The sequence below is a fragment of the Bradyrhizobium sp. 149 genome (genome assembly GCF_023073915.1).
Taxonomy (GTDB): Bacteria; Pseudomonadota; Alphaproteobacteria; order Rhizobiales; family Xanthobacteraceae; genus Bradyrhizobium.
In genome coordinates this window covers 732,889-757,870 of record NZ_JADPKK010000013.1, presented here as the reverse complement: position 1 = coordinate 757,870, position 24,982 = coordinate 732,889, and the positions used below count along the sequence as shown (strand labels likewise).

General features: G+C 63.7%; 29 protein-coding genes and 3 pseudogenes. 16 read left to right on the top strand and 16 right to left on the bottom strand.

The window, feature by feature from the left end:
* Positions 1 to 49: 49 nt before the first annotated feature.
* Positions 50 to 244, bottom strand: a complete 195-nt coding sequence (locus tag IVA88_RS08935; RefSeq protein ID WP_247496901.1) for a DUF3072 domain-containing protein — start codon at positions 242 to 244, stop codon at positions 50 to 52.
* Positions 245 to 354: 110 nt separating this feature from the next.
* Here IVA88_RS08935 and IVA88_RS08930 point away from each other — a divergent pair, with 110 nt between their 5' ends.
* Together IVA88_RS08930 and IVA88_RS08925 are read left to right on the top strand one after the other, a co-directional pair.
* Entirely contained in the window at positions 355 to 576 is a 222-nt protein-coding gene (locus IVA88_RS08930; protein ID WP_247496900.1) for a hypothetical protein, read from the top strand.
* 18 nt (positions 577 to 594) lie between these two features.
* Positions 595 to 792, top strand: coding sequence for a hypothetical protein (locus IVA88_RS08925; RefSeq protein ID WP_247496899.1), 198 nt, complete (start codon positions 595 to 597; stop codon positions 790 to 792).
* A gap of 128 nt (positions 793 to 920) precedes the next feature.
* On the opposite strand, the gene IVA88_RS08920 is transcribed toward IVA88_RS08925, so the two are convergent.
* Both IVA88_RS08920 and IVA88_RS08915 read right to left on the bottom strand, forming a co-directional pair.
* Positions 921 to 1,169: a hypothetical protein gene (locus IVA88_RS08920; RefSeq protein WP_247496898.1), complete on the bottom strand. Its 249-nt coding sequence runs from the start codon at positions 1,167 to 1,169 to the stop codon at positions 921 to 923.
* A 96-nt stretch (positions 1,170 to 1,265) separates the two neighbouring features.
* Positions 1,266 to 1,523, bottom strand: a complete 258-nt coding sequence (locus IVA88_RS08915; RefSeq protein ID WP_247496897.1) for a hypothetical protein — start codon at positions 1,521 to 1,523, stop codon at positions 1,266 to 1,268.
* A gap of 155 nt (positions 1,524 to 1,678) precedes the next feature.
* On the opposite strand from IVA88_RS08915, the gene IVA88_RS08910 reads away from it, so the two are divergent.
* The gene (locus IVA88_RS08910) at positions 1,679 to 1,900 is read left to right on the top strand and encodes a hypothetical protein (protein WP_247496896.1); all 222 of its coding nucleotides are present in this window, start codon (positions 1,679 to 1,681) and stop codon (positions 1,898 to 1,900) included.
* Here IVA88_RS08910 and IVA88_RS08905 read toward each other — a convergent pair.
* Entirely contained in the window at positions 1,897 to 3,387 is a 1,491-nt protein-coding gene (locus tag IVA88_RS08905; RefSeq protein ID WP_247496895.1) for an HWE histidine kinase domain-containing protein, read from the bottom strand. The two genes, IVA88_RS08910 and IVA88_RS08905, sit on opposite strands and share 4 nt — an antisense overlap.
* A gap of 13 nt (positions 3,388 to 3,400) precedes the next feature.
* Entirely contained in the window at positions 3,401 to 9,688 is a 6,288-nt protein-coding gene (locus IVA88_RS08900) for a HAMP domain-containing protein (protein ID WP_247496894.1), read from the bottom strand.
* 304 nt (positions 9,689 to 9,992) lie between these two features.
* Between IVA88_RS08900 and IVA88_RS08895 the strand changes: the two genes are divergently transcribed.
* A complete protein-coding gene (locus IVA88_RS08895) occupies positions 9,993 to 10,289 on the top strand; it encodes a hypothetical protein (RefSeq protein ID WP_247496893.1) in 297 nt (98 codons plus the stop codon).
* Between the two features lie 5 nt (positions 10,290 to 10,294).
* Here the strand turns inward: IVA88_RS08895 and IVA88_RS08890 are convergent, their stop codons facing one another.
* A complete protein-coding gene (locus tag IVA88_RS08890) occupies positions 10,295 to 10,807 on the bottom strand; it encodes a DUF4142 domain-containing protein (protein WP_247496892.1) in 513 nt (170 codons plus the stop codon).
* 96 nt (positions 10,808 to 10,903) lie between these two features.
* Between IVA88_RS08890 and IVA88_RS08885 the strand changes: the two genes are divergently transcribed.
* The 3 genes from IVA88_RS08885 (at position 10,904) to IVA88_RS08880 (ending at position 11,636) form a co-directional block, all read left to right on the top strand.
* Positions 10,904 to 11,098, top strand: a complete 195-nt coding sequence (locus IVA88_RS08885; protein WP_247496891.1) for a hypothetical protein — start codon at positions 10,904 to 10,906, stop codon at positions 11,096 to 11,098.
* Positions 11,099 to 11,214: 116 nt separating this feature from the next.
* On the top strand, positions 11,215 to 11,346 hold the full coding sequence (locus IVA88_RS32415) for a hypothetical protein (RefSeq protein ID WP_256379041.1): 132 nt from the start codon (positions 11,215 to 11,217) through the stop codon (positions 11,344 to 11,346).
* A gap of 83 nt (positions 11,347 to 11,429) precedes the next feature.
* Positions 11,430 to 11,636, top strand: a complete 207-nt coding sequence (locus IVA88_RS08880; protein ID WP_007594775.1) for a hypothetical protein — start codon at positions 11,430 to 11,432, stop codon at positions 11,634 to 11,636.
* Positions 11,637 to 11,773: 137 nt separating this feature from the next.
* Here the strand turns inward: IVA88_RS08880 and IVA88_RS08875 are convergent, their stop codons facing one another.
* Positions 11,774 to 12,022 carry a hypothetical protein gene (locus tag IVA88_RS08875; protein ID WP_247496890.1) on the bottom strand — a complete coding sequence of 83 codons (249 nt, stop codon included), beginning with the start codon at positions 12,020 to 12,022 and terminating at the stop codon, positions 11,774 to 11,776.
* 176 nt (positions 12,023 to 12,198) lie between these two features.
* On the opposite strand from IVA88_RS08875, the gene IVA88_RS08870 reads away from it, so the two are divergent.
* Entirely contained in the window at positions 12,199 to 12,411 is a 213-nt protein-coding gene (locus IVA88_RS08870) for a hypothetical protein (RefSeq protein WP_247496889.1), read from the top strand.
* On the opposite strand, the gene IVA88_RS08865 is transcribed toward IVA88_RS08870, so the two are convergent.
* The 7 genes and pseudogenes from IVA88_RS08865 to IVA88_RS08835 form a co-directional block, all read right to left on the bottom strand.
* On the bottom strand, positions 12,364 to 12,852 hold the full coding sequence (locus tag IVA88_RS08865; RefSeq protein WP_247496888.1) for a DUF3147 family protein: 489 nt from the start codon (positions 12,850 to 12,852) through the stop codon (positions 12,364 to 12,366). The two genes, IVA88_RS08870 and IVA88_RS08865, sit on opposite strands and share 48 nt — an antisense overlap.
* Positions 12,852 to 13,199 carry a DUF3147 family protein gene (locus IVA88_RS08860; protein WP_247496887.1) on the bottom strand — a complete coding sequence of 116 codons (348 nt, stop codon included), beginning with the start codon at positions 13,197 to 13,199 and terminating at the stop codon, positions 12,852 to 12,854. The genes IVA88_RS08865 and IVA88_RS08860 overlap by 1 nt, the downstream gene beginning before the upstream one ends.
* The gene (locus IVA88_RS08855) at positions 13,196 to 13,780 is read right to left on the bottom strand and encodes a phosphatase PAP2 family protein (RefSeq protein ID WP_247496886.1); all 585 of its coding nucleotides are present in this window, start codon (positions 13,778 to 13,780) and stop codon (positions 13,196 to 13,198) included. Before IVA88_RS08855 ends, IVA88_RS08860 begins: the two co-directional genes overlap by 4 nt.
* Positions 13,781 to 13,892: 112 nt before the next feature.
* Positions 13,893 to 14,646 (bottom strand): annotated as a pseudogene (locus IVA88_RS08850) (SDR family oxidoreductase); the annotation flags it as partial.
* A 2-nt stretch (positions 14,647 to 14,648) separates the two neighbouring features.
* On the bottom strand, positions 14,649 to 15,200 hold the full coding sequence (locus tag IVA88_RS08845) for a DUF4142 domain-containing protein (protein WP_247496885.1): 552 nt from the start codon (positions 15,198 to 15,200) through the stop codon (positions 14,649 to 14,651).
* A gap of 87 nt (positions 15,201 to 15,287) precedes the next feature.
* Complete coding sequence (locus IVA88_RS08840) at positions 15,288 to 15,515, bottom strand: hypothetical protein (protein ID WP_247496884.1); 228 nt, start codon at positions 15,513 to 15,515, stop codon at positions 15,288 to 15,290.
* 8 nt (positions 15,516 to 15,523) lie between these two features.
* Complete coding sequence (locus tag IVA88_RS08835; protein WP_247496883.1) at positions 15,524 to 17,311, bottom strand: thiamine pyrophosphate-requiring protein; 1,788 nt, start codon at positions 17,309 to 17,311, stop codon at positions 15,524 to 15,526.
* Between the two features lie 156 nt (positions 17,312 to 17,467).
* Between IVA88_RS08835 and IVA88_RS08830 the strand changes: the two genes are divergently transcribed.
* The 8 genes and pseudogenes from IVA88_RS08830 (at position 17,468) to IVA88_RS08795 (ending at position 24,030) form a co-directional block, all read left to right on the top strand.
* The gene (locus IVA88_RS08830) at positions 17,468 to 17,842 is read left to right on the top strand and encodes a PRC-barrel domain-containing protein (RefSeq protein ID WP_247496882.1); all 375 of its coding nucleotides are present in this window, start codon (positions 17,468 to 17,470) and stop codon (positions 17,840 to 17,842) included.
* 23 nt (positions 17,843 to 17,865) lie between these two features.
* On the top strand, positions 17,866 to 18,024 hold the full coding sequence (locus IVA88_RS08825; RefSeq protein ID WP_247496881.1) for a hypothetical protein: 159 nt from the start codon (positions 17,866 to 17,868) through the stop codon (positions 18,022 to 18,024).
* A gap of 195 nt (positions 18,025 to 18,219) precedes the next feature.
* Positions 18,220 to 19,374: an HlyD family secretion protein gene (locus IVA88_RS08820; protein WP_247496880.1), complete on the top strand. Its 1,155-nt coding sequence runs from the start codon at positions 18,220 to 18,222 to the stop codon at positions 19,372 to 19,374.
* Positions 19,371 to 20,990 carry a DHA2 family efflux MFS transporter permease subunit gene (locus tag IVA88_RS08815; RefSeq protein WP_247496879.1) on the top strand — a complete coding sequence of 540 codons (1,620 nt, stop codon included), beginning with the start codon at positions 19,371 to 19,373 and terminating at the stop codon, positions 20,988 to 20,990. Before IVA88_RS08820 ends, IVA88_RS08815 begins: the two co-directional genes overlap by 4 nt.
* A gap of 93 nt (positions 20,991 to 21,083) precedes the next feature.
* Positions 21,084 to 22,082 (top strand): annotated as a pseudogene (locus IVA88_RS08810) (nitronate monooxygenase family protein).
* Between the two features lie 107 nt (positions 22,083 to 22,189).
* Positions 22,190 to 22,609: a hypothetical protein gene (locus IVA88_RS08805; protein WP_247496878.1), complete on the top strand. Its 420-nt coding sequence runs from the start codon at positions 22,190 to 22,192 to the stop codon at positions 22,607 to 22,609.
* A 127-nt stretch (positions 22,610 to 22,736) separates the two neighbouring features.
* Positions 22,737 to 22,951 (top strand): annotated as a pseudogene (locus IVA88_RS08800) (alkaline phosphatase); the annotation flags it as partial.
* A gap of 260 nt (positions 22,952 to 23,211) precedes the next feature.
* A complete protein-coding gene (locus IVA88_RS08795; RefSeq protein WP_247496877.1) occupies positions 23,212 to 24,030 on the top strand; it encodes an aldo/keto reductase in 819 nt (272 codons plus the stop codon).
* Between the two features lie 69 nt (positions 24,031 to 24,099).
* Here the strand turns inward: IVA88_RS08795 and IVA88_RS08790 are convergent, their stop codons facing one another.
* Together IVA88_RS08790 and IVA88_RS08785 are read right to left on the bottom strand one after the other, a co-directional pair.
* Positions 24,100 to 24,324 carry a hypothetical protein gene (locus IVA88_RS08790; protein WP_247496876.1) on the bottom strand — a complete coding sequence of 75 codons (225 nt, stop codon included), beginning with the start codon at positions 24,322 to 24,324 and terminating at the stop codon, positions 24,100 to 24,102.
* Between the two features lie 121 nt (positions 24,325 to 24,445).
* Positions 24,446 to 24,898: a hypothetical protein gene (locus IVA88_RS08785; RefSeq protein WP_247496875.1), complete on the bottom strand. Its 453-nt coding sequence runs from the start codon at positions 24,896 to 24,898 to the stop codon at positions 24,446 to 24,448.
* Positions 24,899 to 24,982 lie beyond the last annotated feature (84 nt).

Below are 24,982 nucleotides of genomic sequence, written 5' to 3'. Positions count from 1 at the left end.
GGCATGGTTCCGAAAGCGGGCACGCAACGTCCTGGATACGCGACGTAGCCTAGAACGAATTCGCCAGCTCGATTTCCGCTTCCAGCACCTGGATGCGCCGTGCTGCCTCGCCGGAGGACAGATCCCGCGCATATTGCGCGGGTTGATACGCTTCTTCGCTTAGCCGTTTCAGCCGGAGGCCCTGCGCCCGTGTCATCTGCTCGGCGAGGAAAGCCCTGGCGTCGTATTTACCCTGAACCTGCATGTCGCTGCTCCCTTCTGAAATCGCGACTATATGTTCTTATTTTGTTCTAACAAGCCATGGACAACAGAATTAATGAAATTCGACGTAGAATCAGCGCCTTGAGGCTGGAAATGGCCGACCTCGAGGTGTCCGTGCGCGAGCTCGTCGACTGCGATCGCGACTGTACAGAGAAGGCGCTGGCGCAGATGGACCTGCGCCGGAAAATCAATCTGCTGATTTGCGAATGGAAGGCTGCAGGTGGCGGCGATGTCCTGCCGGATGTCCGCGATGGGATGCGCCTTCGTTCTGCGAAGACGCCAGGTAGTCCTCTGCGCGAGATCGCGCGCCGCTGAGAGCTTTGGGAGCGCACGGTGGAGGAAGACCCGGATGCGTACCGGATTCTAAAGCTGCGCGCCGAGATTCTCGAACTGGGCTCTGCCATCCGGCAGCTGCAACGCGAGGGGCTCGACCACGCCGCGGCCCAGCTCCTGATCGCCCGCAAGCGCGCACGGCTCGATCATCTCGTGAAAGCAGATCATCCCAACATCTCCGGCGGCTATCGCAGTTGAAGCGTGCGGGCAACGCGACATGTGAGGACGCGCCGGGCCGGATGTCCACGACGCTGCCTGACAAGAGATCGAACACCCAAAGCAAAAGGCCCCGCCATCGCGGGGCCCTTCACGATTTCGGCGAACACCTATTTGGTGTTGCTCATGCCGCCCTTGTTGTTCGTCATGGTGCCGCCCTGATCGGAGCCGGGACCAGAGCCGCCCTGACCGGAGGGATCTGGACCCTTGGAGGGCTTGGTGTTGGCGCCCGTGGTGGTCTGCGACGATGACATCGAGGACCCATGTTTCGCCTTGTGCGACTTGGCCTGCGCGGCGAACGGCGCGGCGGCGAGGCCGGTTGCCAACATTACGGCGAGAGCGAGCTTGGTAGTCTTCATGTGCGGGAACTCCCTGAGTTGAATTGACGCAGGCAGCCAACCCCCATTCGCCGCAGGAGTTCCGAACAAAGAAGCTCCGCGCGCATCGCGCATGCTTCAAGATTGCTTGTCCTCTTCGAGGATGAAGACGAGGCCGGTGAGTGTCGCGCCGATCGCGAACGTCGTCACCAAGGTGAGGGCGAAAACGACAACGGCCTGCCTTCCGCCGTGACTCAGCAGATTGGCGACGGCTGGATTGGACAGCACGAGCACGAGGCTGAAAGCGAGCCCGAGGGCTGCGCCCATCATCGCGTGCGTCATCAGCTTGAGGAGCCCGCTGGGGGAGATCAGGTCCGACGACTTTTTCGCGCGCATGGGAACTCTATCCCGATCTGGCATGCAACGCATGCGCCACGTGCCGGTTCCGTCGAGATGAAGGATTTGTCACCGCCCGCTTCATCCGGCGTTCATGCCGGGCTTGCGAAAATAGGCTTCACCACACGGGAACATTCGACACGGGAACATTCGATATGGGTAAGGTGGTCTTTCTTTACCGCTCGCTGGCCTATCGCAACGCCGCTGCGGACATCCTGAGCAAAGCGCGCAAGCTGCCCCGCGGCGCGGAGCGAAGCGCGGCCCGCCGCTATGCCAAGGCGCTGCGCGATCTCGCCCAAACGGAAGCCTGGCTCGAAGGGCGCGTCGCGCGCGAACCGCGGACGACGCAACGTATGAGAAGTGCGGCGTCAGGTTAACCGGATGCGCGTTGCAATTCGGCCGAGCTGGCAGCTTCAAATTTGCCGGGTGCGGTTGTCGCGGCAGTCTTGCGGACCAGCGGCACCTCCAGACGGCACAACAGACCCTCGGCGCGCCAATCGAATTGCGCCTGCCCGCCGAGCTGTGACTCGACGCTCGCAAGCAGGCTCCGCGTACCGAAGCCGCGGGATTTCGGCGTCATGACAAGCGGGCCGCCGGACTCCTCCCAGATCAGGGTGAGCAGATCGTTCTCGACCTGCCAGCCGATCGCGAGCTGTCCCGTCCGCGTCGAGAGCGCGCCATACTTCGCCGAGTTGGTGAAAAGCTCATGCAGCGCCAGCGCCAGAGTCTGGGCGGTCGCCGGCAGCAACTGAACTTCCGTCCCTGCCAATTTGATCTGGCCGCCGAGAGAATAGGGCGCAAGCTCCTCCTCGATCAGCTTCGAGAGTTCGGCCCCCTGCCAGCTCGACAGTGACAGGATCGTATGCACGCGCGCCAGTGCGTTGATGCGTCCCTCGACGGCGCTGACATAGGCCTTGACCTCGTCGGCGCGGGTGAGGCGCACGATCGATTGCGCCAGCGCCAGCGCATTCTTGGCGCGATGATCGACCTCCCGCGCCAGGAGATTCTGCCGTTCCTCGGCGCGCTTGCGTTCGGTGATGTCCACCGTCACGCCGCTGACGCGCACAACCCGACCGCTGTCGTCGGCCGTGGCGGCGGCCGTGCCGACACACCAGCGCACCTCGCCGTCGGGCCGCACGATGCGGAACTCCGTCTCATAGGAGCGTGTGCCCTTGTTGAATTCAGCGATCGCCTTGCGCAGCTGATCGACGTCATCGGGATGCAACAGTGCCTGAACGTTGGCCGGATTCACCTCGAAATTCTCCGAGCCAACTCCAAAGATGCGATATTGCCCCTCGTCCCACATCCAGTCGCCGGTGATCCAGTCCCAGTCCCAGGAGCCCATCTTGCCGGCGGCGATCGCCATGCTGCGCCGCTCTTCGCTTTCGCGCAGCTTTGCCGTCGAATTCTCCAGCTCGGCGGTGCGTGCACGCACGCGGTCCTCGAGATCCTGGTTCAGCCGTTCGAGTTCGCGCGTCTTGCGATAGAGCTCTGCAAACACCTTGATCTTGGCACGCAGCACCTCCGGCACGACCGGGACCGGGACGTAGTCGACCGCGCCCATTTCGTAGCCGCGCAGGCGGTCGATGTCGCTGACTTGAATGGCCGAGATGAAGATCATCGCGGTCTTCTGGAAGCGCGGGTGCTCGCGGATCATGGCGGCGAGCTCGAAGCCGTCGAGCTCGGGCATGCAGACATCGACCAGGATCACCGCGATCTCGGTCTTGAGAAGCACCTCCAGAGCCTCACGACCGGACGAGGCGATCACCAGGTTCTCGCCCAGATCCTTCAGGATCACCTCATAGGCGAGCAGCTTGGCCGGCTGGTCGTCGACGAGGAGGATGTTGACCTTTTCGTGGTCCATACGGGCATCCAACTCAGCGGTGCAGCCACATGCGGATTGCAAGCAGCAATTGATCTGTGTTGACGGGTTTGGCGAGGTAGTCGGACGCGCCGGCCTCGAGGCATTTCTCGCGGTCGCCCTTCATGGCCTTGGCCGTCAACGCGATGATCGGAAGACGGGCGAAGGCCGGGTTTTCACGAATGACGCCGATGGTCTGATAGCCATCCATCTGCGGCATCATGATGTCCATCAGCACGATGGCGATCTCCGGATTGGATTCGACCAAGGTCACCGCCTCGTTGCCGGTCGTGGCCGTCAGCACCTTCATGCCGCGCCGCTCCAGCACGCTCGACAGCGCGAAGATGTTGCGGGCGTCGTCGTCGACGAGCAGGGCGGTCTTGCCGATCAGGTCCTCGTCGGAACTGTTCAGCTTCTCGAGCATGCGCTGCTTCTCGATCGGCAGTTCCGTGATCACGCGGTGCAGGAACAGCGCGGTCTCGTCAAGCAGGCGCTCCGGCGATTCCACGCCCTTGACCACGATGCTCCGCGCCATGGTGTGGAGCTCCGCATCTTCCTCGGCCGACAGCTCGCGACCGGTGAAGACCACGACCGGGACGTTCGACAGCGCCTCGTCGTTGCGAATCTGGTCCAGCACCTCGAAGCCGCTCATGTCGGGCAGCCGCAGGTCAAGCACGACGCAATCACAGGGGGCCTCACGCAACATCGAGAGCGCGTCGGCGCCGGTGCCTGTCGTCACGATCTCGATATCGTCGTGATGCAGGAGCTCGCGGATCGAGAGCTGCTCGGCCTCGTTGTCCTCGACGATCAGAAGCCGCTTCCGCCGCGGCCGCGCATATTCCTTGATCTGCGTCAGCGCGGCCGAGACGCCCTCGGTGGTCGTCGGCTTGTTGACGAAGGAGAAGGCGCCGCGCGCCAGCGCATGCTGGCGGTCTTCGTCGAGCGTGATGATCTGCACGGGGATATGGCGGGTCAGCGGATTGTGCTTGAGCTGGCTCAGCACGGTCCAGCCAAGCATATCAGGCAGGAATACGTCGAGCGAGACGGCCCTTGGCTGGTACTGTTTTGCAAGCTCCAGCGCCTCCGCGCCGCGGGCGGCGACCAGGACCTTGAATCCCTTGTCGCGCGCGAGGTCGACCAGCACGCGCGCGTAATGCGGGTCGTCCTCGACGATCAGGAGGATGCTGTCGCCGGGTTCGAGGTTGAGCCGGTCGTCGGGGAGCTGCTCGATGACGCGCTGCTGTTCGGGCGCGGCAGGCTGCAACGCCGGCGGCTGGCTGTGCTGGGGCGCAGCGCGAGGCGCGAGCGTCGGACCGGAATATTTCAGCGGCAGGTAAAGCGTGAAGCACGACCCCTTGCCCGGCAAGCTGCGCAGATGAATCTCGCCACCGAGCAGGCTTGCGAGTTCGCGGCTGATCGCAAGGCCGAGGCCGGTGCCGCCATATTTGCGGCTGGTGCCGGCATCGGCTTGCTGGAACGCCTCGAAGATCAGCTTCTGCTTCTCCAGGGGAATGCCGATGCCCGTGTCGGACACTTCGAATGCGATCACGGCCGGCGCCGAGTTCAGCACGGGATGATCCGGACCCCAGCCGCCGACCGCGGCCGCGACCTTCAGGCGCACTTCGCCTTCGGCGGTGAACTTGAAGGCGTTGGAGAGCAGGTTCTTCAAAACCTGCTGCAGGCGCTTGGAGTCGGTGACGAGGCTGCGCGCAAGATTCGGATCGACATCGATCTTGAACGAAAGGTTGCGGTTTTCCGCCTCGTGACGGAACGGCCGCCCGACGGTCTCGAGCAGGTTCGCGGTCAGGATTTCCTCGGCGTCGACCGTCACCGTGCCGGACTCGATCTTGGAGAGATCGAGAATGTCGCTGATGAGATTGAGCAGGTCGGTGCCGGCTCCGTGGATGGTGCGGGCGAATTCGACCTGCTTGCCGGTGAGATTCCCGTCCGGATTGTCGGTGAGCTGCTGGCCGAGGATCAGGATCGAGTTCAGCGGCGTACGCAGCTCGTGGCTCATATTGGCGAGGAATTCGGACTTGTACTTCGAGGTCAGCGCAAGCTCGGTCGCCTTTTCCTCAAGTGCGCGGCGGGCCTGCTCGATCTCCTGGTTCTTGCGCTCGACCTCGACGTTGCGCTCGGCGAGCTGCTGCGCCTTCTGTTCGAGCTGGTCGTTGGTCTGCTGCAATTCGCGCTGCTGGGTCTGGAGCTCGCCGGCGAGCTGTTGCGACTGCTTGAGCAGGCCTTCGGTCTGCATCGTCGCCTCGATCGAATTGAGCACGATGCCGATCGAGTCGGTGAGCTGCTCCAGGAAGGTCATCTGGGAGGTCGTGAACGAGGTCAGCGAGGCGAGCTCGATGACCGCCTTCACCTGGCCTTCGAACAGCACCGGCAGCACCACGAGGTTCTTCGGGGCGACGCGAAGCAGCGCTGAATTGATCGGCACCACGTCGGCCGGAATGTCCGCAATGACGCGCGGGCGCCGGTCGAGCGCGCATTGGCCGATCAGGCCGTCGCCGAATGGCAACACGCGCGGATACGGATAGACGCCGTCGCCGGCGTAGGAGGCAAGCAGCAGGAGCTGCGGACTGTCTTCGTTCTCGACCTGATAGATCACGCCGGTATGCGCGTTCACCAGCGGCGACAATTCGGTCAGCAGCAGACGACCGACGGTGGTGAGGTCGCGCTGGCCCTGAAGCATGTTGGTGAACTTCGCCAGATTGGTCTTCAGCCAGTCCTGCTCGGTGTTCACGTCCGTCGTGAGACGGAGGTTCGTGATCATCGTGTTGATGTTGTCTTTCAGCTCCGCGACCTCGCCGCGGGCGTCGACCTGAATCGATCGCGTCAGGTCGCCCTTGGTCACGGCGGTCGCCACTTCCGCGATCGCGCGCACCTGCGAGGTGAGGTTGGCAGCCAACAAATTGACGTTGCCGGTGAGATCCTTCCATGTGCCCGCGGCGCCGGGCACGTCGGCCTGGCCGCCCAGCCGTCCCTCGACGCCGACCTCGCGCGCCACCGACGTCACCTGGTCGGCGAAAGTCGCGAGCGTCTCGGTCATGTTGTTGATGGTGTCGGCGAGCGCCGCGACCTCGCCCTTCGATTTCACGGTGAGGTTCTGTTTGAGATCGCCGTTGGCGACCGCGGTCACTACCTTGACGATGCCGCGGACCTGCTCGGTCAGGTTCGCCGCCATGAAATTGACGGTGTCGGTAAGGTCCTTCCAGGTGCCGGCGACGCCGGGCACCTGCGCCTGGCCGCCGAGTTCGCCTTCGGTGCCGACCTCGCGCGCAACGCGCGTGACTTCGCCGGCGAAGGCGTTGAGCTGGTCCACCATGGTGTTGATGGTGTTTTTGAGCTCGAGGATCTCGCCCTTCACGTCGACGGTGATCTTGCGGGACAAGTCGCCGCGCGCGACGGCGGTGGTGACTTCGGCGATGTTGCGGACCTGGGTGGTGAGGTTCGCGGCCAGGAGATTGACGTTGTCGGTGAGGTCCTTCCAGGTGCCGCCGACGCCGGGCACGACGGCCTGGCCGCCGAGCCGGCCTTCGGTGCCGACCTCGCGCGCGACGCGCGTCACTTCGGCGGCGAAGGAGCGGAGCTGCTCGACCATGGTGTTCAAGGTGTCCTTGAGCAGCAGAATCTCGCCGCGCACGTCCACGGTGATCTTCTTCGACAGGTCGCCGCCGGCGATCGCGGTCGCGACCTCGGCGATGTTGCGGACCTGCGCCGTCAGGTTCGAGGCCATGAAGTTGACGTTGTCGGTGAGATCCTTCCAGGTGCCGGCAACGCCGGGCACCTCGGCCTGACCGCCGAGCTTGCCTTCGGTGCCGACCTCGCGCGCGACGCGCGTGACTTCACCGGCAAAGCCGTTGAGCTGGTCCACCATGGTGTTGATGGTATTCTTCAGCTCCAAAATCTCGCCACGGACATCGACGGTGATCTTGCGCGAGAGGTCGCCGCGCGCCACGGCGGTGGTCACTTCGGCGATGTTGCGGACCTGAGCGGTGAGGTTGCCCGCCATCGAGTTGACGCTGTCGGTGAGGTCCTTCCAGGTGCCGGCGACGCCGGGCACGTTGGCCTGACCGCCGAGCCGGCCTTCGGTGCCGACCTCGCGCGCCACGCGCGTCACTTCGCCCGCGAAGCGGTTGAGCTGGTCGACCATCGTGTTCAGCGTGTCCTTGAGCTGAAGGATCTCGCCGCGCACGTCCACGGTGATCTTGCGCGACAAGTCTCCGCCGGCGATCGCGGTCGCCACTTCGGCGATGTTGCGGACCTGGGCTGTGAGGTTGCCCGCCATCGAGTTGACGCTGTCGGTGAGGTCCTTCCAGGTGCCGGCGACGCCGGGCACGTCGGCCTGGCCGCCGAGCTTGCCTTCGGTGCCGACTTCGCGCGCGACGCGCGTGACTTCGCCGGCGAAGGCGTTGAGCTGGTCCACCATCGTGTTCAGCGTTTCCTTCAGCTGAAGGATTTCGCCGGATACGTTGACGGTGATCTTCTTCGACAAATCGCCCTTGGCCACCGCGGTCGCGACTTCGGCGATGTTGCGGACCTGACCGGTCAGGTTCGACGCCATCGAGTTGACGCTGTCCGTGAGATCCTTCCAGGTGCCGGCGACGCCGCGCACCTGGGCCTGGCCGCCGAGCTTGCCTTCGGTGCCGACCTCGCGCGCAACGCGCGTGACTTCGCCGGCAAACGCGTTGAGCTGGTCCACCATGGTGTTGATGGTGTCTTTCAGTTCCAGGATTTCGCCGCGGACATCGACGGTGATCTTCTTCGACAGATCGCCGCCCGCGACCGCCGTCGTCACCTCGGCGATGTTGCGGACCTGCGCGGTCAGGTTCGAAGCCATCGAGTTGACGCTCTCGGTCAAGTCCTTCCAGGTGCCGGCGACGCCGAGCACGTTGGCCTGGCCGCCGAGCCGGCCTTCGGTGCCGACTTCGCGCGCGACGCGCGTGACTTCGCCGGCGAAGGCGTTGAGCTGGTCGACCATGGTGTTGAGCGTTTCTTTCAATTGAAGGATTTCGCCCGAGACGTTCACCGTGATCTTCTTCGAGAGGTCGCCGCTCGCGATGGCGGTGGCGACATCGGAGATGTTGCGGACCTGCGCGGTGAGGTTCGACGCCATGAAGTTGACGTTGTCGGTGAGGTCCTTCCAGGTACCGGCGACGCCCGGCACCTGGGCCTGGCCGCCGAGCTTGCCTTCGGTGCCGACCTCGCGCGCGACGCGCGTCACTTCCGAGGCGAACGAATTGAGCTGGTCTACCATGGTGTTGATGGTGTCCTTCAGCTCCAGGATCTCGCCGCGCACGTCGACCGTGATCTTGCGCGACAAGTCGCCGCGCGCTACGGCAGTGGTGACGTTGGCGATATTGCGAACCTGCGCGGTGAGGTTGCCGCACATCGCGTTGACGCTGTCGGTGAGATCCTTCCAAGTGCCGGCAACGCCGGGCACGATGGCCTGGCCGCCAAGCTTGCCGTCGGTGCCGACCTCGCGCGCGACGCGCGTCACTTCCGATGCGAAGGAGCGGAGCTGGTCCACCATCGTGTTGATGGCTTCCTTGAGCTGAAGAATCTCGCCGCGGACATCGACCGTGATCTTTTTCGAGAGGTCGCCATTCGCGACTGCGATCGTCACCTCGGCGATGTTGCGAACCTGGTTGGTCAGGTTGTTCGCCATCGAGTTGACGCTCTCGGTCAGATCCTTCCAGACGCCGGTCACTTCCGGCACCTGGGCCTGGCCGCCGAGCTTGCCTTCGGTGCCGACCTCGCGCGCCACGCGCGTCACCTCGGAGGTGAAGACGCCGAGCTGCTTGATCATGGTGTTGACGATGGTCGCCGACTGCAGGAATTCGCCGCGCAGGGGGCGTCCATCGACGTCGAGCTTGACGGTCTGGAGCAGGTCGCCCTGCGCCACGGCTGCGACCGCGCGCGTCACCTCGCGCGTCGGCCACAGCAAATCGTCGATCAGCGTGTTGACCGAGCCTTCCATGTCGGCCCAGGAGCCGGAGGCCAGCCCGAACTTCACGCGCTGGCGCGTCTTGCCCTCGCGGCCCACCACCTGGCCGACCAGCTCGAGCTGCTGCGCCATGCGCTGGTTGGCCGCGATGATGTCGTTGAAAGTGTCGGCGAGCTTGCCGTCGATGCCGAGATGGTCGCCGCTCATACGCACGGAGAAATCGCCATTGCGCATGGCCTGCAGCGCCAGCAGCAATTCTGCCCGGGAATCCGGCTCCGACATGCCGTTGGTTTTTGGTTTTGGAACGCGACGACCGGAACGTGATGCAGATCCGGGATCGAGGTCGCTCATACTAATTCCCCCGCAAGCGTCGGCCGAATCCCAGGCAAGACGCAATTCATCAAAATAGAGCGGCAGCCAAATTCGAAATCAAGCGCCAACGTGGCGGCGCCAGGAAATGGAACCTGCTTTGCTCAGCCCGGTTAATACAATCGCGATTATCGGGAATGGTTCCATCGGGTTCCAACATTTTTGCGGGGCCGGAAGATGCGTCTCGATGGCCTGTTTTCAGCGACTTGTTTTAGGGACTTGGTCGTCCTGTTCCGGAACGGAGCGTCGGGCCTGCCGTTAGCCCGCAGATACTGGGAGAGCGCACATGAAAGCAGGATTTGCCGTCATCGGGGCCGTGATGCTGGTGGCCGGATCGGCGCTCGCGCAGGGCGGCGCGCCCAGCGGCCGCGGCGCCGTCACCGGCGATCCCGCCGCAAGCTCCGCCACCCCACGCGCGGATACGCCGACCACGGGGACATCGACCCGGTCGAACCCTAGCGGCAGCGGCACATCGAGTTCGGGCGGGAAGGATGACAACGGCGATGCCGGCCGGGACAGGATGCTGGAGGGGGGCGGCAGCGCCCGGCCGGAGAACCAGCCAAGTCATCCGAAAGACAAGTGAACAGGCTATTTGTCCGCCATGGTGCGCTCGGCGTCCTTGACCTGCGAGCGCAACATCGGGAGCTGCTCGCGCGCGAACGCTGCAAGCGCGGCATTGTCGGGCGCCTTGAGATAGCGTTGGAGCAGGTCGATCACCAATTCATACTCGGGAATCTGCGCGGCATAGAAGCTTCTGACGAAAGTCGGTCCGTCCGAGGTTTCGGGTTCGACCAGGCCTGCGCTCGCCGGCGTCGTCTTGGCGACGCGCAGTCCGGTGCCGATCGCCTCCTGAATCTGCTTCAGCGTCTTGTCGCGCTTGGCCGCTTCTTCGGCGCGCAGCGCGGCGAGGTTCTTGACCTCGGCATTGCCCTTCAGGTCGGTGCTCTCCAGCAGGCCCTGCTGGAAGCGGCTGAAGGCGTAGAGGTCACTGAGGACCTCGGTAGCGGTCGGCGTGCGGACGCTCGGCTTTCGCTCCCCGGTGCTGTCGGCAAGCGCTGCAGTGCTGATGAAGGCCAAGACCAACGCGAGAAGAATCCGCATGGGATATCCAATAGCCGATCGCCGGCGAAGTTCCGCAAACGTTACGATCCGGTAAGGGCGGTTGCGACGCGAAGGTTCCGTCCCCACGTCATTTGCATGAAACAGTCTGAGATCTTCAGGGACAACGCCGACAACTGCCTTCAGCTCGCTGAGCGGGCCGAGGGACAGCCGGCATACAATCGTTTTTTGCGCATGGCGAATGCGTGGACGGCACTCGCGAACGAGCAGGAGTGGCTCGACGGCGAGGTCCCGCCCGTTCCGGCCCGGATCCTTCAAGAGCAGGATGCGTGACGCTCTCGTATTCGTGAATCTGCGTGTGAGATCGCTCACGGACCGCAAGCGACCAAGTCCGGATATTTGCAACGTTCGATCGCGCTATTTTCCGATTCCAGGAGGAGGTTGTTGCAATGGCTCCACGTCTGGCTCTTCTTTCGCTCATTCTTGCCTTTGGCGTGTCGGTCGCGTTCGCCACGGTGACGACGGTGCGGCAGGTGCATCATGAAAATGCATCGGCCCCGGTGCACTCGGCGCACAGTTAGCCGCAGTCTCCTCTCGCGCCTCCGGAACCTTCGACGCTCCGGCGCGTAAGCGCTTCGAGACGGCAACGAGGCGAGATCAAATCATGGCGCATTCCGACCAAGGCATCATCAGAGATCAGCGCGGTGAACAGCAGCCGCGGGACAAGCAGCGCGCGCAGACCGTGCACAAATCGGAGCCCAAGGGCTCGCCCTCTCGTGAGGCCACGCGCGATCCCAAGCTGAACGACAACAGCAAGACCCCTGGGTCCGGCATGGCGCCGGATGATTCCGGCGACGCGCCGAGCGGCTAATTCCACGAGGAACGAATCCCAGCGCGAAGAGTCGAGGGATTGCTTCCGGTTGTCATGCCCCCGGTGATCCGGAAGCAATCTCCAAGGACGGCCCTGGCACCCCGTGCCGGGGCCGTTTGCTTGAGCATCAGGCTGGATTAACCCTCGGAGTCGTGCTCCGGATTCGGGTGCGTGTGGCCGTCCGGGCCGCGCCCGAAGACCCCGAACCTGCTCGATTTGACATTAGCCCCTGCATCGACAGCGGCGGTGGCCAGTCCGAGCTTGAGGAGCTCGCGCACAGTGGCCGCTCGCGTCGGCATGCGATGCTTGAACCGGAAGTCGTCCACCGCGGCCAGTTCTTCCGGTGACAGCATGACCTGGAGCCGCTCGGCGCGAAGGTCGTTCATGATCAATCACCCAAATGAGTAAGTTGAGTAGTCTACTCAACAACCTCATTCGACCAGGGTTCCGCAAGATCCGGCGTCGACGCCAAATGAGACGAAAAATAGATATAAATCAATTACTTAAGTTAGCGTGAGAGTCTTCGGGCGGGTGTATGCTCCCGGCAAATGGGAGAGACGTCATGACGAACGAAGTCAGATTGCCCCGCACAACTGCCGAAGAGGGCGACGCACCCAAGCCGGTGCGCCCGAGCCACCAGAAGGTCATCGAGCAGGTCGAGCGCTGGGCCAACAGCCCGGGTCTTCAACCGCCGAGATTGCAGCCTTCGACCCCATGCGAAAGCGGGCTAACGCTTCGTAACGGGAGAGCCCTTTGCGGACGGCGAATGGGCTGATCGGTGCGGTTTGCGGGAGACGATGCGAAGCTTGCGCCTGAGCCACCAAGCCAATACCGAAACGACGGCCCAGACCATCAACGCAGCAGCGAATGCGCCCGGAACGCTCGCAGCCACGGTGAGATGGAAGACGGCGGCGAATGCCAGGAGACCGATGCTTCCCCAGGCGGCGCCAGCCGCGTCGAGTGCGGCAGCCTCTTGCCCGCGGCGCGTGCCACTGAGGCCGGCCTTCTCCTTGGTGCGCCGCTCATGGCTTTCGACCAGCGTGGCGCTCGCGCAGAAGATGGCGGGAAGCGCAAGGAATAATCCGGCGACGGACACACCGAAGCGCGCTCCCAGAATCCCCGTGAGCACGGTCGCCAGGCCGCCGAGAAGGAAACGAATGCCGTATTCGTACCAGCGAGTCTGCTTCAGCGCCGAGAGTGACAGCTTGACCGGCATCAGGCCGCACCTCCGAAACCGGCGAGCAGGCCGAAGGCAACCGCAAGCCACACGATAACAGCCAGGACGGTCGCGGGCAGCGCGGACACACGGTATCTGATCAACAGATGGCAGACGATGACGCTGTAGCAGCCGAGCGCAACCGCGCCATACATCATCGTCCAGCTTTCCGCCGCAGCATATTGCGGGCCGTGCTTGACAACGGCGATGCCGAGCGTCGCCAGTGCGACTGACGGCGCTGCGCCGAGCAGCCCCGCAAAGCTTTTGGGCTTGAGCATATCGCCGAAGATCGCGAAAGCGGAGACGATGACGCCGCCGGCGATGAAGCGCAGGACATATTCGGTCACGACCGTTCCCGCCTATTGACTTGCTTGCGGAACGACTGCGTCAGCGTCCATGGCCGCAAAAGTCTCTCTACGGCCGCGCCAAGTGCGAAGCCTGCGACCACGTCGCTTGGCCAGTGCGCGAGCACCGCGACCCTTGTCAGCGAAAGCGCGACCGCAACCGAGCGCACCAATCGACACGGCGTTTTCGGCAGCAAACCTGCCGCCGAGGCAAGTGCGCCCATGTGGACCGCGTGACCGGACGGAAACGCGTCGCGCGCGTGTCCTGAGATGGGTACTCCATGCCGGTGCCCGCGTATCGTCAGCCGGTCTGGCCTGATCTGATCGAAGACGGATTTCAGGGCATGTGGCAGGAAAGCCGTCGCCAGCGACACAGCCAGAATGTGATTGGCCACGGGCCGCTGTTGCGGCTGCCAAATATGAGTGTAGAGCCATCCCGCTGCGGCCAGCGCCAGCAGCACGTGCTCGTCGGCGGCCCAGGTTAGTGTCTGCGCGGTGTGCTCGACGCCTGAATTGGTGTGATCCGCGATCCTGTTCGCGATCGCGGTGTCGATCCGGTTAGGTTTGACGTCTACTAATGCCATCGGGTTACAAGCGTGATGTCCTTATGTCAGTTTCCAAAGCCGGGAGACAAAGAAGGTTCCTGGGCTCCGCCTGGCGGCCATCAGCCTGCGGGGCTGGGACCGAGTCGCCGGGCTACGGCTGTCCCGATCCACCAGTGGACCCATACACCTGGCCGGTCGCATAGCTCGCGTCCGCCGCGGCAAGCTGCACGTAAATCGAGGCCAGCTCGGCGGGCTGGCCGGGACGGCCGAGCGGTGTCATGCCGCCGAATTTCTCGAGCTTCTCCATCGTGGCGCCGCCGGAGACCTGAAGCGGCGTCCAGATCGGGCCCGGTGCGACGCCATTGACGCGGATGCCCTTCGAGGCGAGCTGCTTCGCCAGCGACTTCACGTAGTTCATCGTCGCCGCCTTGGTCTGCGCATAATCGTAGAGATCGGGCGAGGGATCGTAAGCTTGCTCGGAGGTCGTGCCGATGACGCAGGAGCCGGGCTTCAAATGCGGCAGCGCCGCCTTGATGATCCAGAACGGCGCGTAGATGTTGGTCTTCATGGTCGCGTCGAAGTCTTCCGAGGAGACGTCGAGAATGGACGCACGTGCCTGCTGCCGCGCCGCGTTGCAGACGACGATGTCGAGGCCGCCGAGGCCTTGCACGGCCTGCTCGACCAGCTTCTTGCAGAAGGCTTCATCCTTGAGGTCGCCGGGAATCGCGAGCCCGGTACGCCCTTCCTTCTTGATCAGCGCGATGACGTCCTGCGCATCCGGCTCCTCCGCCGGAAGATAGTTGATGACGACGTCGGCCTTCGCGTGCGTAGGCAATGGCGGCGGCGCGGCCCATCGTTGCAAAAACGCGAGGACGCCGACCTGCGAGCCGGCGTCCTCGGAAGCTGATTACTTGGACTGGCCGACGCTCGGCGCCTTGCCGAGCTCCTTGGCCATGTCGAGGTGGTGCTTGAGCGCCGGCAGCGTCTTGCCGGCCCAATCCTTCAGCTCGGAATTGTCGCCGCCCTTGGCGTAACGCTCGAACAGCGAGACCGCGTCCTCGTGGGCGCTGACCTGGTACGAATTGTAATCCGAGCTGAAGTCCCTGCCATTCGCGCTCTTGAGCTTGTCGAGCTTGCTCTGATGCGAGCTGTCGAGTGCTGTCGGCAGGGTCGCCTGCACCTTGCCGCCGCTGACGAGGCCCTTCAGTTCATTGCTGGTCTTGGTGTGGTCGGTCACCATCTGTTGCGCAAAGGTCTTCTCCTGCGCGTTGCCTTTCTGCTCGGCGAGCTTGCTCGACTCGATCTCGAACATGTCGCTGATGGCGACTTCCTTGACGAAGTCGGCGGTGGCAGGCGCGACGCCGAGCGCCGAGTTGACGCCGGTCTTCTCACCGAGCGACTGGGCAAGCGCGGGGCCTGCGAGAAGTACGCAAGCGACGGCGATGATGGTACGTTTCATGGTCCGGTCCCTCCGGTTGGGCGCGCAGCCTCTCGCTGCGCGACGTTGCGCCGACTAACACGCCGCCCCGGCTGAGGTTCCTAACGGCTAATCCGTGGGATGCCGCCCGCTGCGCGGATTGATGGGATCGGTCGGCTTGCGCCGAAGCCGTTCGGGCAGAAACGGCTCGGTCGGCGTGGCGGTGGCTTCGGCACGTACGTCTGCATGGCGTTGTGCCCGTTCATGCGGCGTCCGGTTGTCGTTGATCTGCCGCTTCACGTCGAGGCCGTCCACGGGATCGTTGACGCCGTGCTGGATATCGCGGAAATCGCTCATGCTTCACCTCATTCCTTTCCAGGCAGGATCTTTTCCAACACCTGCCGCGCCGCTCCCTTGATCACTGCGCTCTGGTTGGGATCGCCCTTCATCAGCGCAAGAGAGAAGTTCTTGGCCTGCTGCAAGGTGATATGCGGCGGCAGCGGCGGCACTTCGGGGTCGGTCTTCACCTCCAGCACCACCGGCATCTCGCTCGCCAACGCCCGCTCCCAGGCCGAGCCCAGCAGCTGCGGGCTGTCGACGTAGATTCCGGAGAGGCCGATCAACTCGGCAAAGCGCGAATAGGACACGTTTGGGATGCGCTGCGATGCCTCGAATTTTGGATCGCCGTTGATGATGCGCTGTTCCCAGGTCACCTGGTTGAGGTCTTCGTTGTTGAAGACGCAGACGATAAAGCGCGGATCCTTCCAGTCGCGCCAATACTTCGCGGCGGTGATCAGCTCTGCCATGTTGTTCATCTGCATCGCGCCGTCCCCGACGAGTGCAATCACGGGGCGGTCGGGATGAGCGTATTTCGCGGCGAGCGCATAGGGCACCGCGGCACCCATCGAGGCGAGACCGCCGGAGAGCGAGGCCGTCATGCCACGGCGCATCTTCAGGTCACGCGCGAACCAGTTGGCGCAGGAGCCGGAATCGCTGGTGATGATAGTGCGGTCGGGCAGGCGCGGAGACAGCTCCCAGGCGACGAGTTGCGGATTGACCGGTGCTGCGGCTTGATGCGCGCGGTCATCCAGCGTCTTCCACCATTGCGCGACGTCGTCTTCGATGCCCTGGCGCCAGGTGCCGTCGCTCTTGGGTTTCAGTCGCGGTAGCAGGGCGCGCAGCGTCTCGGCGGCATCGCCGACGAGGCCGACCTCCATGGGGAAACGGATCGACATCATGCTGGCGTCGATGTCGATCTGGACGCCGCGCGCCGCGCCTTCCTGCGGCAGGAATTCGGCATAGGGAAATCCCGAGCCGACCATCAGCAGCGTGTCACATTCCATCATCATGTTGTAGCTGGGTTCGGTGCCGAGCAGGCCGATCGGGCCGGTGACCCAGGGCAGGTCGTCAGGGAGCGCCGCCTTGCCGAGCAGCGCCTTGGCGCAGCCGGCGGACAAGCGGTCGGCGACCGCGATCACCTCCTCGGTAGCGTGGAGCGCGCCGGCGCCGACGAGCATCGCGACCTTCTTGCCGGCGTTGAGCACCTCGGCGGCACGGTCGAGGTCGGCGTCACGAGGCTTGATGCTTGGAGAGCTATAGCCGATGCCAGAGTGCAGGGTGCCGTGAGCGCGCGGCGGATCCTCGTATGGCTCCTCTTGGATATCGTTGGGCAGGATGATCACCGTTGGTGTCCGCCTGGCCAGCGCGATCCGGATCGATCGATCAATCAGATGCCGGATCTGCGCCGGCGAGGATGCCTGCATGACGTAGGCGCCAGCCACATCCTTGAACATCGAGACGAGATCGAGTTCCTGCTGATAATGTCCGCCCAGTGCATTGCGTGCCTGCTGACCGACGATCGCGAGCACGGGCTGGTGATCCAGCAGGGCATCGTAGAGCCCGGTGGTCAGATGCGAGGCGCCAGGGCCCGACGTTGCGATGCAGACGCCGAGCTGGCCCGAGAATTTCGCGTAAGCGGTCGCCATGAAGGCGGCCATCTCCTCATGCCGCGCCTGGACAAAGCCGATCTTACCCTCAGCACGCTGAAGGGCGCCGAATACGCCATTGATGCCGTCGCCGGGATAGCCAAAGAGGTGGCGCACTCCCCATTGATGCAGACGTTGAACGATGAAGTCGGAGACGGTTTGGGACATCGAGGACGGCTCTTCGTTTCCAGGACTTGAAGTCGAGAGGCTTGAAATCGAGAGAACCGCCCGTTTCCGACGATGTTCCTCAAGTCTCGCGGAACACGCCGGAACGATCGCTCACGTTTGCGAGTTTTATCCCCACTGGCTGAGTGGAGAATTGAGATGTTGAATCAGGGCGAACTGGACCAAAACGAGCTGGGTCGGCTGATCGGCAGCGACAAGGTCGAGGGAACATCGGTCTATGGCGCCGATCGCAACAAGATCGGTTCGATCGAACGCGTGATGATCGACAAGATCAGCGGCAAGGTGTCCTACGCCGTGCTTGGCTTCGGCGGATTTCTGGGCCTTGGCAACGACCACTATCCGCTGCCGTGGCAATCGCTGAAATATGACACTGAGCTCGGCGGCTATGTCACCGGCATCACCACCAAGGAGCTGGAAGGCGCGCCGAAATACGGCGAACGGAGTGATTGGAACTGGGGTGATGATGCCGCAGTTCGTGGCATCAACTCCTACTACGGCGTCCCCTTCGCTTAGGGATTTCACGGAAAGGGAGCTCGATGAGCAAGGAACGGCCCAACGACGATCCCCGGCAGCAGAACGACTGGGGTTCGCACAAACAGACGGACACGCCCTGGAAGGGCACCCCGGAAAAGGAACAGGGATCGGACGAGGTGAAGCCCGATCTCGAGAAATGGCACGCCACGAAGACACACTGACATAACCTGCCCATGGGATATCGAGGCGAGCGCGGCATGCACTGTGCCGCGCTCGCTTTTTGAGCAGTGCATTCACGAATGGCGATGGTGCTCGCACGAAGCGGAACCATGATCTGGGGCTGTCGTTGGGCTCGCGGCGCGTGAGCCGCTTTGGCGGCTCTGCCGCCAGTCTAATCCCCGAGAAAGGTGTTCACCGTGGATGCTCAAACCCGGGAGCGTGATCCGTCCGCGGAGCAACCGCAGAGGGCGAAGGAAGCTCCAAAGACCTCTCCCGATCACGCCCGTGACACCAAGGAGCAGAACCCGGCGAAGGCGCCGTCGCTGCGAGACCGGATTCGCGAGCATTGGCTGGTGGCAACCATTGGCGCCATCGTCCTGCTCGCGGCCCTGATCGGCGGACTGCTCTACTGGCTCCAGGTGCGCCACTATGAATCCACCGACGATGCCTTCGTCGCCGCGCGCAGCTTTTCCGTGGCCTCGAAGGTCGGCGGCTACGTGACCGACATCCCGGTCACGGACAACCAGCATGTCAACGCCGGGGATCTTCTCGCCAGGATCGACGAGCGCGACTATCGCATCGCCATCGATCAGGCCAATGCGCAGGTCGCGGTGGCCAGGGCGAACATCGGCAATGTCGAGGCGCAGATCGTTTCGCAGCAGGAGCAGATCAAGCAGGCGGAGGCTCAGCTCGAACAGGCCCAGGCCCAGCTCCAGTTCTCACAGGAAGAATTCGCGCGCGCCCAGGATCTCGTCGAGAAGGGCGCCGGCACCGTGCAGCGCCAGCAGCAGACCCGCTCCGATCTTCAGGCGCAGCAGGCCAACACTGAACGCGCGAAGACCGCGGTGACGGCCGCGCAAGTCGGCATCAAGACGCTGCAAGCGCAGCTCGAGGGCACCCGGGCGCAACTCGCGCAGTCGCTGGCGCAGCTCGATCAGGCCAAGCTGAACCTGCAATATACCAGCGTCGTTGCGGCGCAGTCCGGCCGCGTCGTCAAGCTCAGCGGCGCCAAGGGCACTTTTGTCACGGCGGGACAGAGCCTGATGATGTTCGTGCCTGACGAGATCTGGATCGTCGCAAACTACAAGGAGACCCAGCTCAACGACATGCGGCCGGGCCAGCCGGTCGAGATCCGCATCGACGCCTATCCCGGGCGCAAGCTGACCGGCCATGTGGAGTCCGTGCAGCCGGGCTCCGGCACCGCATTCAGCCTGCTGCCGGCGGAGAACGCCACCGGAAATTACGTCAAGGTCGTGCAGCGCGTGCCGGTGAAGATCGTGGTCGACAGCTGGCCGGCGGATTTGCCCGTTGGTCCGGGCATGTCGGTCGTGCCCTGGACCAGGGTGCGATGACCGACACGACGCAAGGCGACGCGTCCGCGGGCGGCTGGTCGCCGGAGCGCTCGGCGGCGGGCGGTCATAATCCTTATCTCATCGCGTTCGTCGTCTCGATCGCGACCTTCATGGAGGTGCTCGACACCACCATCGCCAACGTCGCCTTGCGCCACATCGCCGGTGGGCTTGCCGTCGGCATCGACGAGAGCACCTACGTCATCACCAGCTATCTGGTCGCCAACGCCATCGTGCTGTCGATCTCGGGCTGGCTGTCGACCGTGATCGGCCGCAAGCGCTTCTACATGATCTGCGTTGCGATCTTCACGGTCTCCTCGCTTTTGTGTGGCTTCGCCTGGAATTTGCAAGCGCTGGTGCTGTTCCGCATTCTTCAGGGCCTCGGCGGCGGCGGCATGGCGACGAGCGAGCAGGCGATCCTCGCCGACTCCTTTCCGCCGCACAAGCGCGGTCAGGCCTTTGCGATCTATGGCGTCGCCGTCGTGGTGGCACCCGTGATCGGACCGACGCTCGGCGGCTGGATTACCGACACCTATACCTGGCACTGGGTGTTCCTGATCAACGTCCCCATGGGATTGCTGTCGCTGTTCCTGGTCGGCACGCTGGTCAGGGAGCCGTCGGGTGCGGAGGAGGAGAGGGAGAAGCTGCTGAGCAAGGGTCTGCGGGTCGACTATGTCGGCTTCCTGCTGGTCGCGATTGGGCTCGGCTCGCTCGAATACGTGCTCGACGAAGGCCAGCGCAACGACTGGTTCGGGTCGAATATGATCGTGTTCTTCGCGGTGCTCGCAGCCGTCTCGCTGCTCGCGCTGATCCCGTGGGAACTGACGCGCGAGGATCCCATCGTCGATCTCCGCCTGCTCGGCCGGCGCCAGTTCGCCGCCTGCTTTCTCGTCATGCTCGCCACGGGCGCGGTGCTGATTTCGACGACCCAAATCCTGCCGCAACTCCTCCAGAGCGATTTGAACTACACCGCCATGCTGGCCGGTCTCGCTTTGTCCCCTGGAGGAATCGCGACTTTGGTGCTGATGCCGGTGGTGGGCCGTCTCGTCAGCAGCGTGCAGCCGAAGTATCTCATCATGTTTGGTGCCGCCATCGTCGCCTTCTCGATGTGGCATCTCACCGGCCTGACCGGCGACATCACCTACGGCTATGCCGCGATGTCGCGCATCTTCCTCGCCCTCGGTCTGCCTTTCCTGTTCCTGCCGGTGACGACCGCGTCCTATGACGGCGTGCCGCCTGACAAGACCAACCAGGCTTCAGCGCTGATCAACGTCGCCCGCAACATCGGCGGCTCCATGGGGGTCGCACTGGCGCAGACAATTCTGGCGCAGCGCCAGCAATTCCATCAGAGCCGCCTGATTGAGCACGCCGCGCCGTCAGACCTCGGCTATCAGCAGACCATCGAGACGATGACCCGCTTCTTCCAGGCCCAGGGCTCGAACGCGAGCGATGCGGCCTCGCAGGCGGTCGCCTGGGTCGGTCGCACCTTGCAGCAGCAGGTCGATTTGCTCGCCTATATCGACGTGTTCTGGACGCTCGCGGTCATCGCGGTGCTGATGATCCCGACCGCCGCAGTGCTGCGCCCGATCAAGCTGGGCGCCCCTGCGCGGGGACATTGAGCCAACGACCGTTCGGAGAGAAATGGTGACCGTGGCGCAAAACTCCGGCTAGACTGGTCCGAACATCAAGCAGAAGTCCGGGAGGTAATTTAAGTGAAGACCGCGATCACCGAACTGTTCGGCATCGAGCACCCCATCATCCAGGGCGGCATGCATTTCGTCGGCTTTGCCGAGCTGGCTGCCGCCGTCTCCAATGCCGGCGGGCTCGGCATCATCACCGGTCTCACGCAGAAGACGCCGGAGTTGCTGGCAAAGGAGATCGCACGCTGCCGCGATATGACGACAAGCCGTTCGGCGTGAATCTCACCTTCCTGCCGACCTTCGCCGCGCCGCCTTATCCGGAATACATCGCGGCCATCGTCGAAGGCGGTGTCAAGTCCGTGGAGACTGCGGGCCGCAGCCCGGAAGCCTACATGCCCGCACTGAAGGCCGCCGGCATCAAGGTCATCCACAAATGCACCTCGGTGCGCCACTCCTTGAAAGCCGAGCGCATCGGCTGCGACGCCGTCAGCATCGACGGTTGAGTGCGGCGGCCATCCCGGCGAGGACGACATTCCCAACATGATTCTGCTGCCGCGCGCGGCGGAGGAATTGAAGATTCCGTTCGTCGCTTCCGGCGGCATGGCGGACGGGCGCAGCCTTGTCGCGGCGCTGTCGCTGGGGGCGGCCGGCATGAACATGGGCACGCGCTTCATCGCCACCAAGGAAGCGCCGGTGCATCAGAACGTCAAGAACGCGCTGGTCGCGGCGACCGAGCTCGACACCCGCCTGATCATGCGGGGCTTGCGCAACACCGAGCGCGTGCTGAAGAACGCCAATGTCGACCGCCTGCTCGAGATCGAACGCGAGAAGGGCGACAAGCTGAAGATCGGCGACATCCACGAGCAGGTCGCGGGCGTCTATCCCAGGATCATGCTGGACGGGCAGATGGACGCGGGTGCCTGGAGCTGCGGGATGGTCGCAGGCCTCATCCACGACATCCCCACCTGCAGAGAACTCGTCGACAGAATCATGGCTGAGGCAGAAGCCATTATCCGTAACCGCCTGATGGGGTTCCTTGAGGGGAAGGAAACGGCGAAAAAGGTCGCCTGACACCGCCAAACTTCTTAACCACGGTGGCAGCTGACCGCTGGAATTGCGCGCGACGCCTCCTAAATAGGGGTAAATTACCTCTCAACAATCAATTTCAGGAGGCGTCCGTGGTCCTGAAGAGCGTTTCTTTTTCAGTTGCCGTCGCCCTCGTGCTTGCATGGGGCGGCATCGCGCGCGCTGACGACTACAAGCCAGACGAATATCTAGGCCTCGATCTTTCGAAGGCCGTGTTGTCGCCGAAGCGGCTCGGGCCCGAGACCCAATTCGCGCCGGTCGCGCTGGAGGCGCGCGGCGCCAACGAGGCGCAGGCGCGCGCCGAACCGGTCGACGTGCCGAAGAAGGTCGCCGCCGAACGCGTGCGCGTGTCGGAGCCGAAGGTTGCGCATGCCAGGCCCGCGCAGCCACGCGGCGCGGCCCGCACCAAGCTCGCGCATCGCCACGGCAATCCGCTCGACGCGCAGGCGATGGACACCCGCATCCAGACCTGGCCTTGCCGCAGCGGCGGCATCTGCAACTGGAAGCATTAGGTCAGCTCCGAGCCGTCATCCGCACGTCGTAAGACCGTAGGCCCGGGTCAAGAAACCGTAAGCCGGGAAGTCAAACGACGCAGGCACCTACCGTCGCGATTGGACGAAGGTTTCCTGAATGGTATCGCTCGAAAACACCTTTGGTCCGGTCGCGATGTACCAGAACGGGTGCAGCGAGGCGCAGGGCGAAAACCTCGGGCCCTGTTTCGGACTGCAGTTCTTCGGCAAGGTCGACATCGGAGGCCGAACCGGCGTCATGACCGTGACGCTGAAAGACGTCGACAACCGTCGGTCGACATCGTGCCGCAGGCGCCTCCAGCCGTGGTGGCGCAGCATTCCTGAGGGATGCGCGACCCTCTCCGTCGTCACGGCCGGGCTTGTCCCGGCCATCCACGCCTCGCGGCGCGATACGAAGAACGTGGATGGCCGGGACAAGCCCGGGCATGACGGTGAGGAAGCACCTACCCCGATCTTGATTGGCCACCTTGCACCTCCCGCACTATGCTGTCCGTTCCCGCCACCTCTTTTCCATCACCCCAGAGTCTGCTCAAGCAGCATCGCTGCTGGCCTCCGGCGGGCTGAACGATGTCAGGAGCCTTTTCATGGATGATCTCAAGACACAGGGCATCAGCATGCCCAAGCTCGGCCTCGGGACCTTCCGCATGCAGGGCGATGCTTGCCGCGCGGCGGTCGAGAGCGCGCTGTCCATCGGCTATCGCCATGTCGATACGGCAGAGATGTACGACAACGAAGAACCGATCGGCGCGGCGCTCGCAGCGGCCGGCGTTCCGCGTGGCGAGCTGCATATCACGACCAAGGTCTGGCACGAGAACCTCGCACCCGAAGCGATCCGCCGCGCCTTCGATGCCAGCCTGAAAAAACTCCGACTCGACCATGTCGACCTCTATCTCGTGCACTGGCCGTCCAAGGCCGCGAACTGGGGTGCTGTGTTCGAGATCTTGACGAAGCTGAAGGAGGAGGGGCGCACGCGGGCAATTGGCGTCGCCAACTTCACCACGGCGCTGCTCAAGACCGTGGTCGAGGACATCAAGGCGCCGATCGCCTGCAATCAGATCGAATATCACGCCATGCTCGATCAATCGAAGGTGCTGGCCTATCTCAATGCCAAGTCGATCCCGCTGGTCGCTTATTGCCCGCTGGCGCAGGGGCGCATTGCGTCAGAACCGGTACTGGCCGAGATCGGCGCCAAGCACGATGCGACTGCTGCGCAGGTCGCGCTGAAATGGCTGCTCGACCAGGATGGCGTCGCCGCGATTCCGAAGGCCTCACGCCTCGAGAGCCAACAGGCCAATCTCGACGCGCTGAAGATCACGCTCGACAATGCCGACCGTAACAAGATCGCCGCGCTGCCGAAGGACAGGCGCTGCGTCAATCCCGGCTTCGCGCCGGCGTGGGACTAACCTCGCCGAACGCTTCGGACACGCAAAGAAATGGCCCCGTGAGGGGCCATTTCGATGTTGCGTTGCGCATTAGTCCCAGTGATGACGGTGACCGCGCTTGACCACCACGACCCTGTCGTGATGGCGCCAGCCGCGATGCCAGCCATGGTCGCGATGCATGCCGTATTCGGCGCGGGCGCCGTAATGGCCGTGATGATGACCGCGCTTGATCACCACCGTCTCCGCGCTGGCGAGCGTCGGCAACGCAACCGCGAGCGCGCCGATAGCGGCAACCACATAACCAAGCTTCTTCATGATGTCCTCCTCCAATCCAATGCAATTGAGAACGGCGCATCCGTAGGAACGTTCCGGACAAATCGAGAGAGAATTCTGAACGGATGTTCAGACGAGGGAAGATCATGCTCGAAAGCAGCGCTCAATCGCAGCGCTGCTGCGCAAGCGTGGACGCGCCGGTCGCAACGTATTTGCCGTCCTTGATGGTGTACACGCCGCGTTCGCTGCGATTGTAGATCGCGCGCAAGCTGCCCTGCTTGGAGAGGAGCAGACCGAACTCGCGCGTCTGCTGGAGCAAGGGGAAGTACACCATCACATTGAGGAGGCCCTCAGCGTTGACCGTCGCCGATACCACTTCGTTTTCGTCCTTGGCCTCGCCGAAATTGCGCCGGTACATCACCCTTCCGTCCTTCCGGATCTCGTAAGTCAGCGCCGCGCCCTTGTCGCGGTCAGGCCGGACCGCGCAATCGACCGCCCATGAGCCGAGCAGGCCCCATTGCTCGACCGTCGCCGCAAGCGTCTCGGCGCCGGCCACTGGCGTGAATGCAAGCCACAGCAGCGCCGCCGTGATCCAGCGGCTCAAACGACGCGTCATGTTCTGAAAAACCCCGCCTCAGATAATTCCAAAGTGTAGCATCTCGCGCGCGATCGTCCACGCTAACCGCCATTCGCTCGCGAA

Coding starts and splice junctions, on each gene's coding strand:
- IVA88_RS08875 (WP_247496890.1), bottom strand. CDS start 12,022: ATGAACGACCTTCGCGCCGAGCGGCTCCAGGTCATGCTGTCACCGGAA.
- IVA88_RS08845 (WP_247496885.1), bottom strand. CDS start 15,200: ATGAAACGTACCATCATCGCCGTCGCTTGCGTACTTCTCGCAGGCCCC.
- IVA88_RS32415 (WP_256379041.1), top strand. CDS start 11,215: ATGGCTCCACGTCTGGCTCTTCTTTCGCTCATTCTTGCCTTTGGCGTG.
- IVA88_RS08835 (WP_247496883.1), bottom strand. CDS start 17,311: ATGTCCCAAACCGTCTCCGACTTCATCGTTCAACGTCTGCATCAATGG.
- IVA88_RS08825 (WP_247496881.1), top strand. CDS start 17,866: ATGAGCAAGGAACGGCCCAACGACGATCCCCGGCAGCAGAACGACTGG.
- IVA88_RS08935 (WP_247496901.1), bottom strand. CDS start 244: ATGCAGGTTCAGGGTAAATACGACGCCAGGGCTTTCCTCGCCGAGCAG.
- IVA88_RS08900 (WP_247496894.1), bottom strand. CDS start 9,688: ATGAGCGACCTCGATCCCGGATCTGCATCACGTTCCGGTCGTCGCGTT.
- IVA88_RS08815 (WP_247496879.1), top strand. CDS start 19,371: ATGACCGACACGACGCAAGGCGACGCGTCCGCGGGCGGCTGGTCGCCG.
- IVA88_RS08870 (WP_247496889.1), top strand. CDS start 12,199: ATGACGAACGAAGTCAGATTGCCCCGCACAACTGCCGAAGAGGGCGAC.
- IVA88_RS08830 (WP_247496882.1), top strand. CDS start 17,468: ATGTTGAATCAGGGCGAACTGGACCAAAACGAGCTGGGTCGGCTGATC.
- IVA88_RS08865 (WP_247496888.1), bottom strand. CDS start 12,852: ATGCCGGTCAAGCTGTCACTCTCGGCGCTGAAGCAGACTCGCTGGTAC.
- IVA88_RS08885 (WP_247496891.1), top strand. CDS start 10,904: ATGAAACAGTCTGAGATCTTCAGGGACAACGCCGACAACTGCCTTCAG.
- IVA88_RS08855 (WP_247496886.1), bottom strand. CDS start 13,780: ATGGCATTAGTAGACGTCAAACCTAACCGGATCGACACCGCGATCGCG.
- IVA88_RS08910 (WP_247496896.1), top strand. CDS start 1,679: ATGGGTAAGGTGGTCTTTCTTTACCGCTCGCTGGCCTATCGCAACGCC.
- IVA88_RS08790 (WP_247496876.1), bottom strand. CDS start 24,324: ATGAAGAAGCTTGGTTATGTGGTTGCCGCTATCGGCGCGCTCGCGGTT.
- IVA88_RS08880 (WP_007594775.1), top strand. CDS start 11,430: ATGGCGCATTCCGACCAAGGCATCATCAGAGATCAGCGCGGTGAACAG.
- IVA88_RS08920 (WP_247496898.1), bottom strand. CDS start 1,169: ATGAAGACTACCAAGCTCGCTCTCGCCGTAATGTTGGCAACCGGCCTC.
- IVA88_RS08930 (WP_247496900.1), top strand. CDS start 355: ATGGCCGACCTCGAGGTGTCCGTGCGCGAGCTCGTCGACTGCGATCGC.
- IVA88_RS08895 (WP_247496893.1), top strand. CDS start 9,993: ATGAAAGCAGGATTTGCCGTCATCGGGGCCGTGATGCTGGTGGCCGGA.
- IVA88_RS08905 (WP_247496895.1), bottom strand. CDS start 3,387: ATGGACCACGAAAAGGTCAACATCCTCCTCGTCGACGACCAGCCGGCC.
- IVA88_RS08890 (WP_247496892.1), bottom strand. CDS start 10,807: ATGCGGATTCTTCTCGCGTTGGTCTTGGCCTTCATCAGCACTGCAGCG.
- IVA88_RS08915 (WP_247496897.1), bottom strand. CDS start 1,523: ATGCGCGCGAAAAAGTCGTCGGACCTGATCTCCCCCAGCGGGCTCCTC.
- IVA88_RS08785 (WP_247496875.1), bottom strand. CDS start 24,898: ATGACGCGTCGTTTGAGCCGCTGGATCACGGCGGCGCTGCTGTGGCTT.
- IVA88_RS08840 (WP_247496884.1), bottom strand. CDS start 15,515: ATGAGCGATTTCCGCGATATCCAGCACGGCGTCAACGATCCCGTGGAC.
- IVA88_RS08795 (WP_247496877.1), top strand. CDS start 23,212: ATGGATGATCTCAAGACACAGGGCATCAGCATGCCCAAGCTCGGCCTC.